The organism is Terribacillus halophilus (genome assembly GCF_900162685.1).
Classification (GTDB): Bacteria; Bacillota; Bacilli; order Bacillales; family Amphibacillaceae; genus Terribacillus; species Terribacillus halophilus_A.
On the sequence record NZ_LT727828.1, the window covers coordinates 1,977,214 to 1,992,578 of the forward strand.

At 44.2% G+C, this 15,365-nt stretch carries 12 protein-coding genes and 1 pseudogene; all 13 read right to left on the reverse strand.

Annotated elements, in window-relative coordinates; translation table 11 throughout:
- Positions 1 to 602, reverse strand: a pseudogene (locus B1K52_RS18350) (bifunctional riboflavin kinase/FAD synthetase); the annotation flags it as partial.
- Positions 589 to 1,509, reverse strand: coding sequence for a tRNA pseudouridine(55) synthase TruB (gene truB, locus B1K52_RS14670; RefSeq protein ID WP_077309493.1), 921 nt, complete (start codon positions 1,507 to 1,509; stop codon positions 589 to 591). The pseudogene B1K52_RS18350 and the gene truB, both read right to left, overlap by 14 nt.
- A gap of 72 nt (positions 1,510 to 1,581) precedes the next feature.
- Positions 1,582 to 1,932, reverse strand: a complete 351-nt coding sequence (gene rbfA, locus B1K52_RS14675) for a 30S ribosome-binding factor RbfA (RefSeq protein WP_077309496.1) — start codon at positions 1,930 to 1,932, stop codon at positions 1,582 to 1,584.
- Between the two features lie 30 nt (positions 1,933 to 1,962).
- Positions 1,963 to 2,241 carry a DUF503 domain-containing protein gene (locus B1K52_RS14680; RefSeq protein ID WP_077309498.1) on the reverse strand — a complete coding sequence of 93 codons (279 nt, stop codon included), beginning with the start codon at positions 2,239 to 2,241 and terminating at the stop codon, positions 1,963 to 1,965.
- On the reverse strand, positions 2,238 to 4,379 hold the full coding sequence (infB, locus tag B1K52_RS14685) for a translation initiation factor IF-2 (protein ID WP_077309500.1): 2,142 nt from the start codon (positions 4,377 to 4,379) through the stop codon (positions 2,238 to 2,240). Before infB ends, B1K52_RS14680 begins: the two co-directional genes overlap by 4 nt.
- A gap of 4 nt (positions 4,380 to 4,383) precedes the next feature.
- Complete coding sequence (locus tag B1K52_RS14690) at positions 4,384 to 4,701, reverse strand: L7Ae/L30e/S12e/Gadd45 family ribosomal protein (protein ID WP_077309502.1); 318 nt, start codon at positions 4,699 to 4,701, stop codon at positions 4,384 to 4,386.
- Positions 4,698 to 4,970, reverse strand: coding sequence for an RNase P modulator RnpM (gene rnpM / locus B1K52_RS14695; RefSeq protein WP_077309504.1), 273 nt, complete (start codon positions 4,968 to 4,970; stop codon positions 4,698 to 4,700). Before rnpM ends, B1K52_RS14690 begins: the two co-directional genes overlap by 4 nt.
- A gap of 15 nt (positions 4,971 to 4,985) precedes the next feature.
- Positions 4,986 to 6,089, reverse strand: a complete 1,104-nt coding sequence (nusA, locus tag B1K52_RS14700) for a transcription termination factor NusA (protein WP_077309506.1) — start codon at positions 6,087 to 6,089, stop codon at positions 4,986 to 4,988.
- Between the two features lie 14 nt (positions 6,090 to 6,103).
- Positions 6,104 to 6,577 carry a ribosome maturation factor RimP gene (gene rimP / locus B1K52_RS14705; RefSeq protein ID WP_077309508.1) on the reverse strand — a complete coding sequence of 158 codons (474 nt, stop codon included), beginning with the start codon at positions 6,575 to 6,577 and terminating at the stop codon, positions 6,104 to 6,106.
- 277 nt (positions 6,578 to 6,854) lie between these two features.
- A complete protein-coding gene (locus B1K52_RS14710; protein WP_077309510.1) occupies positions 6,855 to 11,150 on the reverse strand; it encodes a PolC-type DNA polymerase III in 4,296 nt (1,431 codons plus the stop codon).
- 78 nt (positions 11,151 to 11,228) lie between these two features.
- A complete protein-coding gene (locus B1K52_RS14715; RefSeq protein ID WP_077309512.1) occupies positions 11,229 to 12,926 on the reverse strand; it encodes a proline--tRNA ligase in 1,698 nt (565 codons plus the stop codon).
- A 15-nt stretch (positions 12,927 to 12,941) separates the two neighbouring features.
- The gene (gene rseP, locus B1K52_RS14720) at positions 12,942 to 14,198 is read right to left on the reverse strand and encodes an RIP metalloprotease RseP (protein ID WP_077309514.1); all 1,257 of its coding nucleotides are present in this window, start codon (positions 14,196 to 14,198) and stop codon (positions 12,942 to 12,944) included.
- A gap of 15 nt (positions 14,199 to 14,213) precedes the next feature.
- Positions 14,214 to 15,359, reverse strand: coding sequence for a 1-deoxy-D-xylulose-5-phosphate reductoisomerase (gene dxr / locus B1K52_RS14725; RefSeq protein ID WP_077309516.1), 1,146 nt, complete (start codon positions 15,357 to 15,359; stop codon positions 14,214 to 14,216).
- Positions 15,360 to 15,365: the final 6 nt, after the last annotated feature.

The window sequence follows — 15,365 nt, forward strand, 5'->3', positions numbered from 1 at the left end:
TCACCTGTAATCACTTCTCCAGTCAATGTGAGCGGATGGCCAAGTAATTTAAACGCTTTTTCTATTTCTCCAGCAGCCACTAACTCCCTGATTTGTGTGGAACTGATTTTTTCATTTGCGTTTTCTACTTTTGCTACCGCTTCATAGCTGAATGCATTGCTTTGTGCTGCATCTTGGAGAGATGCAGCATTTCCGGCGCCTTTTTGCCCGTACGTAAAATCGAAACCAGATACAAGATGCTGCACCGACAGCCCATTGATGAATCGATCAATAAAGCTGTCCGGACTTAAACTTGCAAGCTCTTTCGTGAATTCAATTAAATAAAGATAATCAATACCCATCTTCTCAAGTATTGCTTCTTTTTCACGAAGTGGTGTTAAATAATCTTCTCTTGTCTCTGCTTTACCAAGAATAACTGATGGATGCGGATGAAAAGTGATGACTGCGCTTTTAAGCTGTTTTTCCTTCGCATAGTCAATCGCACACTGGATAACCTGCTGATGGCCGCGATGGATTCCATCGAAAAAACCAATCGCTGCACTGATTGCAGGCATATCATTCAATTCCATTGTTTCTGTATATTGTAGTTTAATCGTTTGCATCTGTGCCACCTGCTTTCCCTGATACGAATACTCGTTTTGGCTTTAATAGCTGTGAATAAGAAGGATGCGTCTCATAAATGCCAAGCAGCTGTTCTCCTCTTTGGACACGATAAAGATCCGCTTGTGCCGGCCGAGGAAGACGCTGACCGTATCGGACCTTTTGTTCGATCTCGGCATCTGCTTCGATGAGCGGCAGATAGTCAACTGCTTTCGTGACAGGCTGCAGCAGCTGTTCTATCGTCCCTGCTTCCATTGCTTCCTCTATTTTAGCAAACGTAACCGTATCTTGCGCAGAAAATGCTCCAGCTTGTGTGCGCACCAAACTGCTCATATGCGCCGGGTATCCTAGAGCCTTGCCGATATCAACACAAAGCGTACGAATATAAGTACCTTTTGAACAGCTTACCGTAAAACCAAACACACTGCCATCTTCGCTAACTGAATCTTGGTGCAAGTCAATGCTGTGGATTGTAATTTGCCGAACTGGACGCTCCACAACTTGTCCTTGTCTGGCGTATTCATACAGCTTTCTGCCTCCTACCTTTACAGCAGAATACATGGGCGGTATCTGTTTCGTTTCACCAAGAAAGCTTTTGAGTACTTCTTCAATAGCAGGTAAAGAGATCGGCTCTGTGATCTGTTTCTCTTCAATTACCTCTCCGCTTTTGTCTTCTGTTTCCGTCGAGGTACCAAGCGTTACTTCCGCTACGTATGTTTTGGAAGTATCCGTCAAATACGGAACAATCTTAGTAGCTTGTCCGATACAAAGCGGCAAAACACCTTCCACATCGGGATCAAGTGTGCCGGTATGCCCGATTTTTTTCGTTTGTAATAGCTTGCGTGCTTTGAACACACAGTCATGGGAGGTCATCCCTTTCGGTTTCCATAACGGCAGGATTCCATCCAATGCCAGCACCCCTTTACTATATGTAAAAAGAATCCCTTCTCCCATAAGGGCGAAGGGATTCTTTTCGTGTTCTTATCTTTCGGAATCGTCAAGCTCTTTTAGCAAATGCTCGATGCGATTTCCCTGTTCTACTGCTTCATCGAATTCGAAGGCTAGCTCCGGCGTTTTGCGCAAACGGATTCGCTTGCCAATCTCAGAGCGAATAAATCCTTTTGCTTTCGCCAATCCGAGAAGTGTATTATTTTTCTGCTTTTCTTCACCGAGGACGGAAATATAAACTTTCGCCTGCTGTAAGTCACCTGTAACTTCTACATCGGTTACTGTTACAAAACCAATCCGCGGATCTTTAATCTTTCTGGAAATAATGTCGCCGAGCTCTTTTTTCATTTGCTCTGCTACACGATTTGCACGTAATTCACTCATATATTCACCTCATCGTCATTTGGAGGGATTCTAAAGCCACTGTTTATCAGCAGCTGTTCTCTCGATCTCCGGAAAAGAATCAATCAAAGCAAGTGCCTGGTCTATTACCCGCTCAGCACGGACACGGTCAGGAGAAGTTGTTACCAATTCAAAGCAGGTGCGCTGCCATAAATCATGATAATCCACTTCACTGATGGCGATATTGAAGGAACCGCCAATCCGTGTCGTGATCCGTTTAACGACCGACCGCTTATCCTTGAGGGAATGCGCGTCATAGATGATACATTCTACAACCGCAGCCAGAATCATTTTCTTTCGATTTCTTCCATCACATATGCTTCAAAGGTGTCGCCTTCTTTAAGATCGTGGAAGTTTTTCAGCGTAATTCCACACTCATAGTTTGTAGCAACTTCACGTACATCATCCTTGAAACGTTTCAAGGAGTCGATTTCGTCTTCTACGATTACGACACTGTCACGAATAACGCGGATAGATGCATCACGTGTAATCTTACCTTCTGTTACATAAGAACCTGCAATGGTACCGATACGAGAAACCTTAAAGATTTCACGAACTTCTGCCTGTCCAATGACTTTTTCTTCAAATTCTGGATCCAGCATGCCTTTCATAGCAGACTCAATCTCTTCAATTACTTTGTAAATGATACGATGCTGTCTGATATCAACATTCTCCGATTCAGCGGCTTTCTTCGCATTTGTATCCGGACGAACGTTAAAACCGATGATGATAGCATTCGAAGCAGATGCAAGAATAACATCTGATTCAGTGATAGCACCTACACCAGTGTGGATGATACGTACTTTAACGCCTTCCACTTCAATTTTCTCTAAGGATGCAGCCATCGCTTCTACAGAACCATGTACGTCTGCTTTCACGATTAAATTGATATCCTTCACTTCACCTTGTTTAATCTGGTTAAACAGATCATCAAGACTTACACGAGCACCTGAAGAACGGTTCTCTTCTACTTGTCTTTGCTGTTTTGCTTCACCAACTTGACGAGCTTGCTTCTCGTCTTTGAATACCATAAACTGGTCGCCGGCATTTGGCACGGAATTCAAGCCAGTAATTTCAACAGGTGTAGAAGGTGCAGCTGTCTTCACACGGCGTCCTAAATCGTTCACCATGGCACGGACACGGCCGTAAGAGTGGCCAACTACGATGCTGTCACCTACATGCATGGTACCGTTTTGTACAAGCAATGTTGCTACAGGTCCGCGGCCTTTATCAAGCTGCGCTTCAATAACTGTACCTTCTGCTGGACGATTTGGATTAGCTTTCAATTCTTCTACTTCCGTAACAAGCAGAATCATCTCAAGAAGATCATCAATACCTTCACGCTTCTTCGCAGATAGCTGAACGAAGATTGTGTCGCCGCCCCAATCTTCTGGAATTAAGCCATGCTCAGTCAGTTCCTGCATTACACGATCCGGATTGGCACCTTCTAAGTCAATTTTATTTACAGCGATAATGATTGGTACTTCTGCAGCTTTCGCATGGTTGATTGCTTCTACTGTCTGTGGCATAACACCATCATCAGCAGCAACAACAAGAATAGCAATATCCGTTACCTGCGCACCACGGGAACGCATGCTCGTGAACGCTGCGTGACCTGGTGTATCAAGGAACGTAATCTTCTTACCGTTATCTTCAATCTGATATGCACCAATATGCTGTGTGATACCGCCAGCTTCGCCTTCTGTAACTTTTGTGTCTCTAATCGAATCAAGCAATGTTGTTTTACCATGGTCAACGTGACCCATAATTGTAACAACCGCAGGACGCTCTTGAAGGTCGTCTTCCTTGTCTTCAATTTTGTAGTTGTCAAGGTCTGTAACATCAACATCTACTTCTTCTTCTACTTCTACGTTATACTCCGCACAAATTAATTCAATAGCATCTTTATCAAGCTCTTGGTTTTTCGTTGCCATGACACCTTGCAAGAAGAGTTTCTTGATAATTTCTGTGGACTCCCGGTGAAGCTTCGCTGCCAATTCACTGACAGCCAAAGACCCTTTGAAGGTGATTTTGTCTGGAGTCGGCATTGCTGGACGTTTCTGCTGCGGTTTCTGGCTGCGGTTGTTGTTCCGGCCTCCGCGTCGATTTTGTCCGCCTTTGCCAGGTCGGTTGTTGCCGCCCCGCTGTTGGCTGCGGTTTTGTCCGCCGCCGCTTTTGCCTTTTGGCTTATTGTTTTGACCATTATTTGCTGAGTTGGATGTGTTTGCTGAGTTCCCCGTTTTAATCGCTACTTTCTCGCTACCCGCGCTTTTTACTGTGAAGCTTTTATCCAATTTATCTTTTGCCGTTTCATTAATCATCGACATATGATTGGACACTTCAACATTCATATCTTTTAACTTATTAATAATTTCTTTACTTGAAACGTTCTTTTCTTTTGCGTATTCATAAACACGAATCTTTGACATACGTTCACCTCCGAGTGGATTCAGTGAGCAAAGATTTCAATTTGTCTGCAAAGCCTTTGTCTAAGACGGCAATTGCGACTCTGCCGGATTTACCAACCGCTTGTGATAATTGCTCCCGGTCCTCCTCTACCTGCAGAAAGGCGATGTTGTAAAAATCGGTCTTGTTGCGAAGCTTCTTTAAGGTTTGGGGACCGATATCACTGGCAGCTATTACTAGCTTTGCTTTCTGCCGCTGTACATCCCGGACGATGGCTTCTTCTCCAAAGGTACACTGTCCGGCACGCACAGCCAGCCCTAACAAATTCAAATAATTTTTACTCATGATTGCTGACCTTTCGCGATTCGCTCAAGCTCTTCATAAATAGAATCATCGATCTTTGTATTAAGATGGCGCGCCAGCGTATCTTGTTTCTTCGCTTTCTCGATGATCAGTGCATCCTTTGAAACATACGCACCGCGACCGTTCTTCTTGCCTGTATCATCCACGAACACTTCGCCTTCTTTGTTGCGGACGATACGAATCAATTCCTGTTTCGGCTTCATTTCATTGGAAACCACACATTTTCGAAGCGGAACCTTTTTTTGCTTCATATACAGCGCCCCTTATCAATATGTGTCTTCGTCAAAGTCATCGAAGTCGTCTGCTTCGGTATCTTGTACTGTCAAAATTCCGAGGTCTCGTGCTTCTGTCTCGGATTTAATATCGATTTTCCATCCAGTCAGCTTCGCTGCCAGACGGGCATTCTGGCCGCGTTTACCGATTGCCAGGCTTAGCTGGTAATCTGGCACGATGACCGTCGTCGCTTTTTCTTCTTCATCCACTAATACTTGGATTACTTTAGATGGGCTTAATGCGTTTGATACATACTCGACTGGATCTTCAGACCACTCGACAATATCAATTTTTTCGCCTTTTAGTTCATTTACGATTGCTTGTACACGCTGACCGCGCTGGCCAACACAAGAACCAACTGGATCAACTTCCGGCTGTGCTGCATAGACAGAAATCTTGGAACGGTCTCCAGCTTCTCTGGCTACGGAACGAATCTCCACAGTACCATCATAAATCTCAGGCACTTCCATTTCAAACAATCGCTTCAAAAGACCCGGGTGTGTCCGTGACACAAAGATGCTAGGTCCTTTGTTCGTGTTCTCCACTTTTGTTACAAATACCTTTAAGCGGTCATGAATATCATATTTTTCCGTCGTCATCTGTTCGCTCTCAGGCAATTTCGCTTCAATCTTGCCCAGATCAACATAGATGAATCGCGGATCATTTCTGGAAACAATTCCCGTCATAACATCTTCTTCACGATCTGCATATTCACTGAAGATGACGCCGCGTTCTGCTTCACGCACACGCTGTGTTACCACTTGTTTGGCTGCTTGTGCTGCAATTCGCCCGAAGTCTTTTGGTGTTACTTCGATCTCAACAACGTCACCGATATCATATGTACCGGAAACTGCACGAGCTTCGTCTAAAGTCATCTGCAGCTGGCTGTCCTCGACTTCTTCGACGACATCCTTGCGCGCAAAGACTTTCATAGAACCAGTAGTTTCATTCAAATCAACACGTACATTTGTAGCAGATTTGAAATTCTTTTTATAAGCGGAGATCAAGGCTGCTTCCAGCGCTTCAATAAGGACGTCTTTATTAATCCCCTTCTCTTTCTCCAAATAATTAATGGCATCAAAAAGCTCGCTGCTCACTCGTATATCCCCCTTTAGTTAAACGTTACAGCCAGACGTGCCTTGGCGATTTTTTCGTAAGGAAGTGCCACTTCCTTCTTTCTCGCTTTGACCATGACTTCTAAAGTCAGAACGTCGTCTTCGAACGCTTTCAACGTACCTTCGTACTCTTTCTCGTTATCAATCGGCTCATATAGCTTTACGTATACATTCTTGCCGATGTTTTTGGTAATTGCTTGTTTCGTTTTAAGCGGTCTTTCCGCTCCTGGAGAAGAAACCTCCAAAAAGTATGGGAAATCAACCGGATCATTTTCATCTAGAATGGCGCTTAATTTTTCTGAGACCACTGCGCATTCCTCGATGTCGATGCCTTCTGTCTTGTCGACATACACTCGCAAAAACCAGTTCTTTCCTTCTTTCACGAATTCCACATCGACTAACTCAAGCTGCAGCTCTTCCACGATCGGTTGTAGATAATCTTCCGTAACTTCCGTTATATTGGCTGCCAAAATGCTTCCTCCTTTACTGCACGCTTTCAGACATTTATTACTTCGAATGGGTGGGGTGTGCCTCTCATCAATAGAAAACCCTTGCCCGAAAAGGAAGCAAGGGAACAATGTTTATCATGTGCATTTTGCTACAAAACAACGAAGAGGCGCTCCCCGTACAAATGATGCCGAATCCATGGGTATGAAAAAGAGTGGGTAATCCCACTCTTGATCTGGTTCGTATCAATACCGCTATTGGATAATATACCACAAGTTTCTTGTTTAGGCAAGAATCCTGTTAGAATAGCGAAAGCTGGTTCTGGTCTGCCATGCCTTCCAGACAGCCATGCTGATCCATATACTCCAACACGGTTTTACTGATTCTGCTGCGCTCACGCAAGTCTTCCTTCGACAAGAACTCGCCATCCTCCCGCACTTTTACAATATTAAGGGCGGCATTGGTTCCTAGCCCATCAATTGCATTGAATGGTGGAATAAGACTGTTTCCATCAACAAGGAAGTCAGTTGCACTGGATTTGTACAAGTCTACTTTTTGGAAATGAAAGCCGCGTTCACACATTTCAAGTGACAATTCCAAAACCGTAACAAGACTCTTCTCTTTTGGAGAAGCATCATTGCCTTTTTGATTAATTTCGTTAATACGCTGACGAATGGCATCCGACCCTTTGACCATCGTATCCAATTCGAAATCGCTGGCACGCACACTAAAGTATGCTGCGTAGAACAGTATCGGGTGATGCACTTTGAAATAAGCAATCCGTACTGCCATGAGCACATACGCCGCAGCGTGGGCTTTCGGGAACATGTACTTGATCTTCAAGCAGGAATCAATGTACCAATCTGGTACATTATTCTTTCTCATTTCTTCGATCCATTCATCTTGCAGTCCTTTACCTTTACGAACAAACTCCATGATCTTAAATGCAAGCGAGGAATCCAGCCCTTTGTGCATCAGATATACCATGATGTCATCACGGCAGCCGATTACTTCAGGCAACGTACAAATACCCTTATTAATTAGTTCCTGAGCGTTGCCTAACCATACGTCGGTACCATGTGACAAACCAGAAATCTGAACAAGTTCTGCAAAGGTTGAAGGATTCGTATCTTCCAGCATCTGCCGAACAAATCGGGTACCAAATTCCGGCACGCCAAGCGTTCCTGTTTTACACATTATTTGTTCTGCCGTTACACCTAAAGCCTCTGGTCCGGAAAAGATCTTCATCACTTCCGGATCATTTGTCGGTATTGTTTTCGGATCAATACCGGATAAATCCTGCAGCATACGGATTACGGTCGGATCATCGTGTCCGAGTATGTCCAGCTTCAGCAGATTATCATGAATGGAATGAAAGTCGAAGTGTGTCGTTCGCCATTCCGAGTTCCGATCATCCGCCGGATACTGAATCGGTGTGAAATCATATATATCTTGGTCATCAGGTACAACAATTATACCCCCAGGATGCTGACCAGACGTTCTTTTTACGCCGGTACAGCCTTGAACAAGGCGATCGACTTCTGCGTTTCGGATATGCAGCTGATTATCGCTCGCATAGCCCTTTACATAACCATAAGCCGTCTTTTCAGCTACCGTACCAATTGTTCCGGCACGATACACTTTATCTTCACCGAATAACACTTTCGTATAGTTGTGTGCTTGCGGCTGATACGTACCTGAGAAGTTCAAGTCAATATCGGGAACCTTATCTCCTTTAAATCCAAGGAAGGTTTCAAACGGTATATCCTGGCCATCACGATTCAGCGCTTCTCCGCAAGAAGGACAAGCTTTTTCCGGCAAATCATAGCCGCTGGCTACAGATCCATCATCAAAGAACTCGTTAAACTTGCAGCTTGGGCACACATAATGCGGCGGCAGCGGGTTAACTTCGGTAATATCGGTAAGCGTTGCGACCAAAGAAGATCCGACAGAACCCCGCGAGCCGACAAGATAGCCATCTTCAAGCGATTTCTTCACGAGCTTATGCGATATTAAATAAATAACGGCAAAACCATGACCAATAATACTTTTTAACTCCTTCTCAATCCGTTTTTCAACGATGTCCGGGAGTGTATCTCCATAGATGCTTTTCGCACGGTCGTAGCTCATCTGGCGCATTTCATCCTCTGCCCCGTCGATATTCGGCGTATATAGATCTTCTTTTACCGGTTTCACATCTTCCATCATTGCAGAAACTTTTTGTGTGTTCGTTACAACGATTTCTTTTGCTTTTTCAGCTGGCAGGAAGTGAAAGCATTCCAGCATTTCTGGTGTAGTGCGGAAATGTACATCCGGTAAAGTCTGCCTGCTGAGCGGATTACCATTTTGAGATTTAATTAAAATATTCCGGTACTGTTTTTCGTGTTCTTCTATATAATGCACATTTCCTGTTGCGATCACTGGCTTGTCTAAGTCATCGCCCAATTCGACGAGGTTGCGCATAATATCGTAGAGATGAGCTTCGTTCTGCACAAGTTCCTTCTCAATTAAATGATAATAATTGGACGGCGGCTGAATCTCAATTACATCATAGAAAGCTGCTGCTTCTGCTGCTTCTTCCTTTGATTTCTGCATCATTGCTTCAAAGACTTCACCTTTATCACAGCCAGAGCTGATGATTAAGCCTTCTCGATGCTGTACCAGCTTAGAGCGCGGAATACGCGGCACACGATAGAAATAATCGACGTGCGACATGCTCACAAGTTTGTACATGTTTTTTAAGCCAACCTCATTTTGTACATAGATGGTGCAATGGTATGGGCGGGAACGCTGATATGCATTTCCTTGTCCCATATAGTCATTCAGCTGATTGTGGTTCATAATCTCTTGTTTGAACGCTTCCTTCAGCAAACGCCACAGCAAATACCCGGTCGCTTCTGTATCATAGATCGCACGGTGGTGCTGTGTCAGTTCAATATCCAAGAACTTACATAATGTATTCAATCTGTGATTCTTCAGCTGCGGGAATAAAAATCGAGCTAATTCAAGCGTATCGATGACACCATTTTCTGCTTTCGGCAAGCCGATACGTTTAAATCCTTGATTTAAGAACCCCATATCGAAGCTGGCATTATGGGCAACTAATATGTCATCTCCCATCCAAGCATGAAAGTCTTGCAGAACTTCATCGATTTCGGGTGCATCAACAAGCATATCATCGGTTATACCAGTCAGATCGATAATTGTCTGACTTAGTTTTTGATGTGGATTAGCAAACCGCTCGAATCTGTCAACGATTTCTCCATCGCGGAATTTTACGCCTGCTAATTCAATAATTTTGTCATAGGAAGCAGACAAACCTGTTGTCTCTACGTCAAATACGATATAAGTTGCTTGTTCCAGATTCATATCTTTTGTGTTATAAGCAATTGGCACCCCGTCATCGACAAGATTGGCCTCCATGCCGTAAATCACTTTAATATTATTCTTTTTACCGGCAGCATAAGCTTCCGGGTAACTCTGTACAACAGCATGATCAGTAATTGCAACACTATCGTGACCAAATCTGGCTGCGGTCTCAATCAATCTGCTAGCAGAAGTGACAGCATCCATTTGACTCATAAGCGTGTGCGTATGAAGTTCAACACGTTTCTCGCCTGCTTGTGCTTTATCTTCACGCAAACGGACAGTGACTTCATTGATATCATTCGCCATCATTGTCAATTCATTGGTGAAGGTATCTGTTTGAATGCTTCCCCGCGCTTTAATCCACATGCCTTTTTTAAGCTGCTTGAATCGGTCCGCATCTTCATTATTGCCTTTAGAGAACATTTTGATTTGGAAGCTATCCGTGTAATCTGTCACTTTGGCAATAAGTAAATGCCGCCCGGAACGCAATTCGCGAATATCCACATCAAATACATAGCCTTGTACAGCCATACGCCGTTCTTCATCTTGTATATCACGCATCGATGTTAGTTCATCATTTATTGCATACCCAATCATAACTGGGCCTTGCGGAACATCGTCTTGTTTCTTCGCACGTTCTTCTTGATCTTTCATTGCCTTTTGTACGAGCAAGCTATCTTCTAGTGCTTTTTGTTCTCGGAATTTCGTTATTTCTTCCATGTTTTGCTCTTGTACGGTGACGGTCAGCATATAAACGCTGGCGCCGATACGTTGACAGTACGTTTGAAATGCAGGTTCAAGCCTTTTTTTCAGTGCACTTGCTTCTGCTTGATTCCTCGCAGTTAACATAATCTTATTACCGTTAACTGCAGGTACTTGCGACTGGACTAAATCCTTATATGCTGGTGACATTTGCGGATAGGTAAGTACAAAATCCTGCCAATAGTCAGCAATATGAGCTGACTCCAGCGTATTAGAGACACATTTAATTGACCAATTCACCGCAGCAATATGCGCAAATGTGTCTGTCAATTTTGTCGTGAAAATTTTATATATAGTTGGTGGCAGCAGATTGGCCAGCTGAAAATGGAAATGCCAGGTTTTTGACTTTGGATCAACTTCCAATTTTTCCAGCTGACTTTCTTTAAAATGAGCAGTGATGGTTTCTTCATCAAGCTGGATTTGATCTAGCAGCATGTCCATTTTCTGATTGCTGGTAAGACTCATATTGACCTTCTCCTCCCCCGCTACTAAAATGCGGTCTTACGAAAGCCCCTGTCAATAATTGACAAGGGCTTGTACTTTTTATAGATAAGCAGCTAGTTGATCTAGCAGATCATTTTCATGTGAAACTGCTTCTTGTTCTGTATCACGGAACTTCACTTCCACTTCGCCATTAGCAGCTAGTTTACCTACCGTAACGCGAACTGGAATACCAATCAAATCACTATCAGCGAATTTGACACCGGCACGTTCCTTACGATCATCGTACAACACATCGACGCCAGCTTCAAGTAATCTTTCATAAAGACGGTCTGACAGCTCACGCTGTTCGTCTTTTTTCGGATTCAAGCTGATTAAATGCACTTGGAATGGACTGATTGCTTTCGGCCATATAACTGCTCCGTCCTTGCTATGCTGTTCAACAGCTGCTGCAAGCGTACGGGAAACACCGATTCCGTAGCAACCCATAATAAGGTTCTGTGCTTTCCCTTGTTCGTCAAGGAATTTTGCCTGCATCTTATCTGCATAAAATTCGCCAAGTTTGAACACTTGTCCAATTTCAATTCCTTCTGCAAACTGGATAGTACCTTGACCATCTGGAGAAGCGTCTCCAGCTTGGATGAATCGAAGATCAGCATATTGCTTCACTTGGAAGTCACGCTCTGGATTTACGTTTTTAAAATGGTAACCATCTTCATTCGCACCGCATGTAACATTAGCAACATACTTCACACTATTATCAGCAATAACATCTACTGCTTCTGGTACATTGATTGGTCCAAGCGATCCAAAACCTGCTCCAAGAAGTTCTTTTACTTCTGCCTCATCCGCAAGCTCAACCAGCTGTGCCTGATACAGGTTTTTCACCTTAATATCGTTAATATCATGATCACCGCGCGCGATAACCATTACGAGCTGTTCATCCACTTTGAAGACGACTGCTTTTAAGCCTTCTTCTAACGTATGACCAAGATAATCTGCAACTTGCTGCATCGTTTTTACATGTGGTGTTTCTACCTTCTCTAATGGCAGCGCTTCTGTTTCCGGCTTTTGGCCTTGATCAAGCACCTCTGCCATCTCAATATTAGCAGCATAATCTGATGTATCACTAAAGGCGATTGTGTCTTCCCCGACAGAGGCAAGCGCCATGAATTCATGCGTATCTTTTCCGCCCATTGCACCAGAATCAGCAACAACTGCTCGGAAATTCAATCCTACGCGTTTGAAGATTCGATGGTAAGCATCAGACATTGTCTTATAGGCTTCATCTAGGCTTTCATAATCTGCATGGAAAGAATAAGCATCCTTCATAATAAATTCACGTCCGCGCAGCAGTCCAAAACGCGGACGCTGTTCATCACGGAACTTTGTTTGGATTTGATAAACTGTAAGCGGAAGTTTTTTGTAACTGTTCAACTCATCACGCACTAAGCTGGTTGTCACTTCCTCATGTGTAGGTCCGAGCGCAAACTGTCGGCTATTTCGGTCATGCATGCGCATTAGTTCAGGTCCGTACACCTTCCAGCGTCCTGTTTCCTGCCAAAGTTCTGCTGGCTGCAATGCCGGCATTAGCATCTCACTTGCTCCTGAACGATTCATTTCTTCCCGAATGATGGCTTCCACTTTACGCAGCACTTTTGTACCTAGCGGCAGGTAGCTGTATATTCCGGAGGCTGTCTGACGGATATAGCCACCTTTGACGAGTAGCTGATGACTGATAGCTTCCGCATCAGCCGGTACTTCTCTTAATGTTGGTATAAATGTTTTACTTTGTCGCATTCTTCCACCTCTGCATCATAAAAATAACCGCTGTATATCATTCCAGGTGACCACAATCATTAAAAGCATCAGCAGTGCGAATCCAATGAAATGCACTACTGCCTCTTTCTGCGGTTCAACTGGTTTACCGCGCAACGCTTCCACACCGATGAATAGGAGTCGACCTCCATCTAGAGCGGGCAGCGGTACGAGATTAACTATTCCTAAATTGACGCTCAATAAAGCAGTCCATTGAATCAAGTTGATCAAGCCAGTCTTCACTACTTGGTCTGTCACATCATAGATTCCAACCGGACCGGATAAAGCATTAAAACTAAGCTGGCCAGTGACGAGTTGTCCTAGATTCGTTAAGATCAACGTACCAAATTGATAGGTTTGCTGGAAACTGTATGGTATTGCACCCCAGAAGGATTTTTCCATCGCGAGTGTCACACCAATCTGTCCAATCTTTTGGTCTCCGCTCTCCACGAGCGCAGGAGTGATTGGCACTTGCTGTTCTTGACCATCCCGTACAATCGTAGCTTCCAATTCTTCTTCCGGGCTGTCTTGAACAATTGCTGTGAATTCCTCCCACGTCTGTACAGGTGTCCCATCGATGGCTGTAATGTCATCACCGGATTGCAGTCCTGCTTCTTCTGCTGGGGAATCCTTCTGTACGGTTCCTACAGCAGCATTATCAGCCGGGATGCCTTGTATAAGTGCTAGCACAAAGAAAAGGAAAATCGCTAGCAGAAAATTCATTAAAGGCCCGGCAAATAATTGCATTGCCCGCTGCCTTTTGTTCTTTGACGCAAATTGACGATTATAAGGTGCAATCTGCGTTTCGGTCTCGTCCATAACGTACATGGCTTTTTCATGAACAGGGAATGACAGACGTTCTTCCTCCCCGATTTCATAGCCATAAATCATTAGACTATGATCCAAATCTGCCCGTTCTACTTCAATGACACGGGAGTTTGGGTGCTTCGATTTATTGTTGACGATAATCTTTGTTACTTCTTGTTTGTCGTTGAATTCCAAGCCGATATGATGGCCTGGTTTTAATTCCACAATTTCCGGATCTTCCCCCGCAACGCGGACATATCCCCCAACTGGAAGAAGCCTAATTGTATAAAGTGTCTCATTTTTCGTCCAAGAGAAAATTTTCGGCCCAAAGCCGATAGCGAATTCACGTGCTAGCATGCCAGCACGCTTTGCAAATATCAAATGTCCGAGTTCATGCACGAACACGAGCAGCCCGAACACGAGAATAAACGCAATAATAGTTGTCATAATGAGCACCTGCCTTTATTGGATATAGGACCTCACTTGACTGCGTGTGAGTCGATCAGTCTCCATAATCGTTTCTAAGGACGGGAAAGATTCATAGTCGTGTGCATCAAGCGCACGTGCGACATAATCCTCAATCGTGAGAAAGTCAATTTTCCCAGCAAGAAACTGTGCGACCGCTTCCTCATTCGCAGCATTCAGTACCGTTGTAGCGGTACCGCCTGCCCTGCCTGCTTCATAAGCCATGCGCAAACAAGGGAACCGATCCAAACTCATTTCTTCAAAGTGGAGCTTGCCTATTTCAACTAAGTTTAACCTTTTTGAGACAGCTAAATCAAGTCTTTCCGGGTAGGTGAGCGCATACTGGATCGGAACACGCATATCTGGTGTTCCAAGCTGTGCAAGGACACTATAATCCTTGTATTCCACCATGGAATGGATAATACTTTCACGGTGCTGAACAACTTCAATATCATCATAATCAATGCCAAAAAGCCAATGCGCTTCAATTACTTCCAAGCCTTTATTCATCATTGTGGCAGAATCGATTGTAATCTTTTGCCCCATGCTCCAGTTCGGGTGGCGCAGTGCATCCTCAAGTGTTACCTTTTTCAGTTCGTCTCTCGTATAATCGCGGAAGCTGCCGCCAGATGCTGTTATGATGAGTTTGTTTACATCTTCAAGCTTCTCCCCATTCAAGCATTGGAAAATAGCTGCATGCTCGCTATCCACTGGAAGCAGATTCACACCATGTTTCTTCGCTTCTGCCATGACAAGATGTCCAGCAGAAACAAGTGTTTCCTTGTTCGCAAAGGCTACTTGCTTTTTCGCACGGATTGCTTCCAGTGTCGCTTCTAGTCCGATGCTGCCGAGCACCGCATTTACAACAACATCTACCTCACGTGCCGAACTAATGGCCACCATACCAGCTGAGCCAACCAAGATGTCGATGTGAGGCATTGCCTGGTGAAGCTTTTCTTTTGCTGTTTCGTCCTGTACGACGACAACCGATGGCTTAAATTCTTTAATAAACGGTACAGCTTTTTCAACGTTACGTCCGAATGCCATACTGTGCAGTCGAAAAGCTTCCGGATGATTTCGGATAACATCTAAGGTTTGCAGACCAATTGAACCGGTTGCCCCTAATAATGCGATTGTCTTCATCGGACA

Bases quoted from the DNA above. Each gene is read 5' to 3' on its own strand.
- B1K52_RS14680 (WP_077309498.1), bottom strand. From the start codon at position 2,241: ATGATTCTGGCTGCGGTTGTAGAATGTATCATCTATGACGCGCATTCC.
- infB (WP_077309500.1), bottom strand. From the start codon at position 4,379: ATGTCAAAGATTCGTGTTTATGAATACGCAAAAGAAAAGAACGTTTCA.
- B1K52_RS14715 (WP_077309512.1), bottom strand. From the start codon at position 12,926: ATGCGACAAAGTAAAACATTTATACCAACATTAAGAGAAGTACCGGCT.
- rnpM (WP_077309504.1), bottom strand. From the start codon at position 4,970: ATGAAGCAAAAAAAGGTTCCGCTTCGAAAATGTGTGGTTTCCAATGAA.
- B1K52_RS14690 (WP_077309502.1), bottom strand. From the start codon at position 4,701: ATGAGTAAAAATTATTTGAATTTGTTAGGGCTGGCTGTGCGTGCCGGA.
- dxr (WP_077309516.1), bottom strand. From the start codon at position 15,359: ATGAAGACAATCGCATTATTAGGGGCAACCGGTTCAATTGGTCTGCAA.
- rseP (WP_077309514.1), bottom strand. From the start codon at position 14,198: ATGACAACTATTATTGCGTTTATTCTCGTGTTCGGGCTGCTCGTGTTC.
- rbfA (WP_077309496.1), bottom strand. From the start codon at position 1,932: ATGAGTGAATTACGTGCAAATCGTGTAGCAGAGCAAATGAAAAAAGAG.
- B1K52_RS14710 (WP_077309510.1), bottom strand. From the start codon at position 11,150: ATGAGTCTTACCAGCAATCAGAAAATGGACATGCTGCTAGATCAAATC.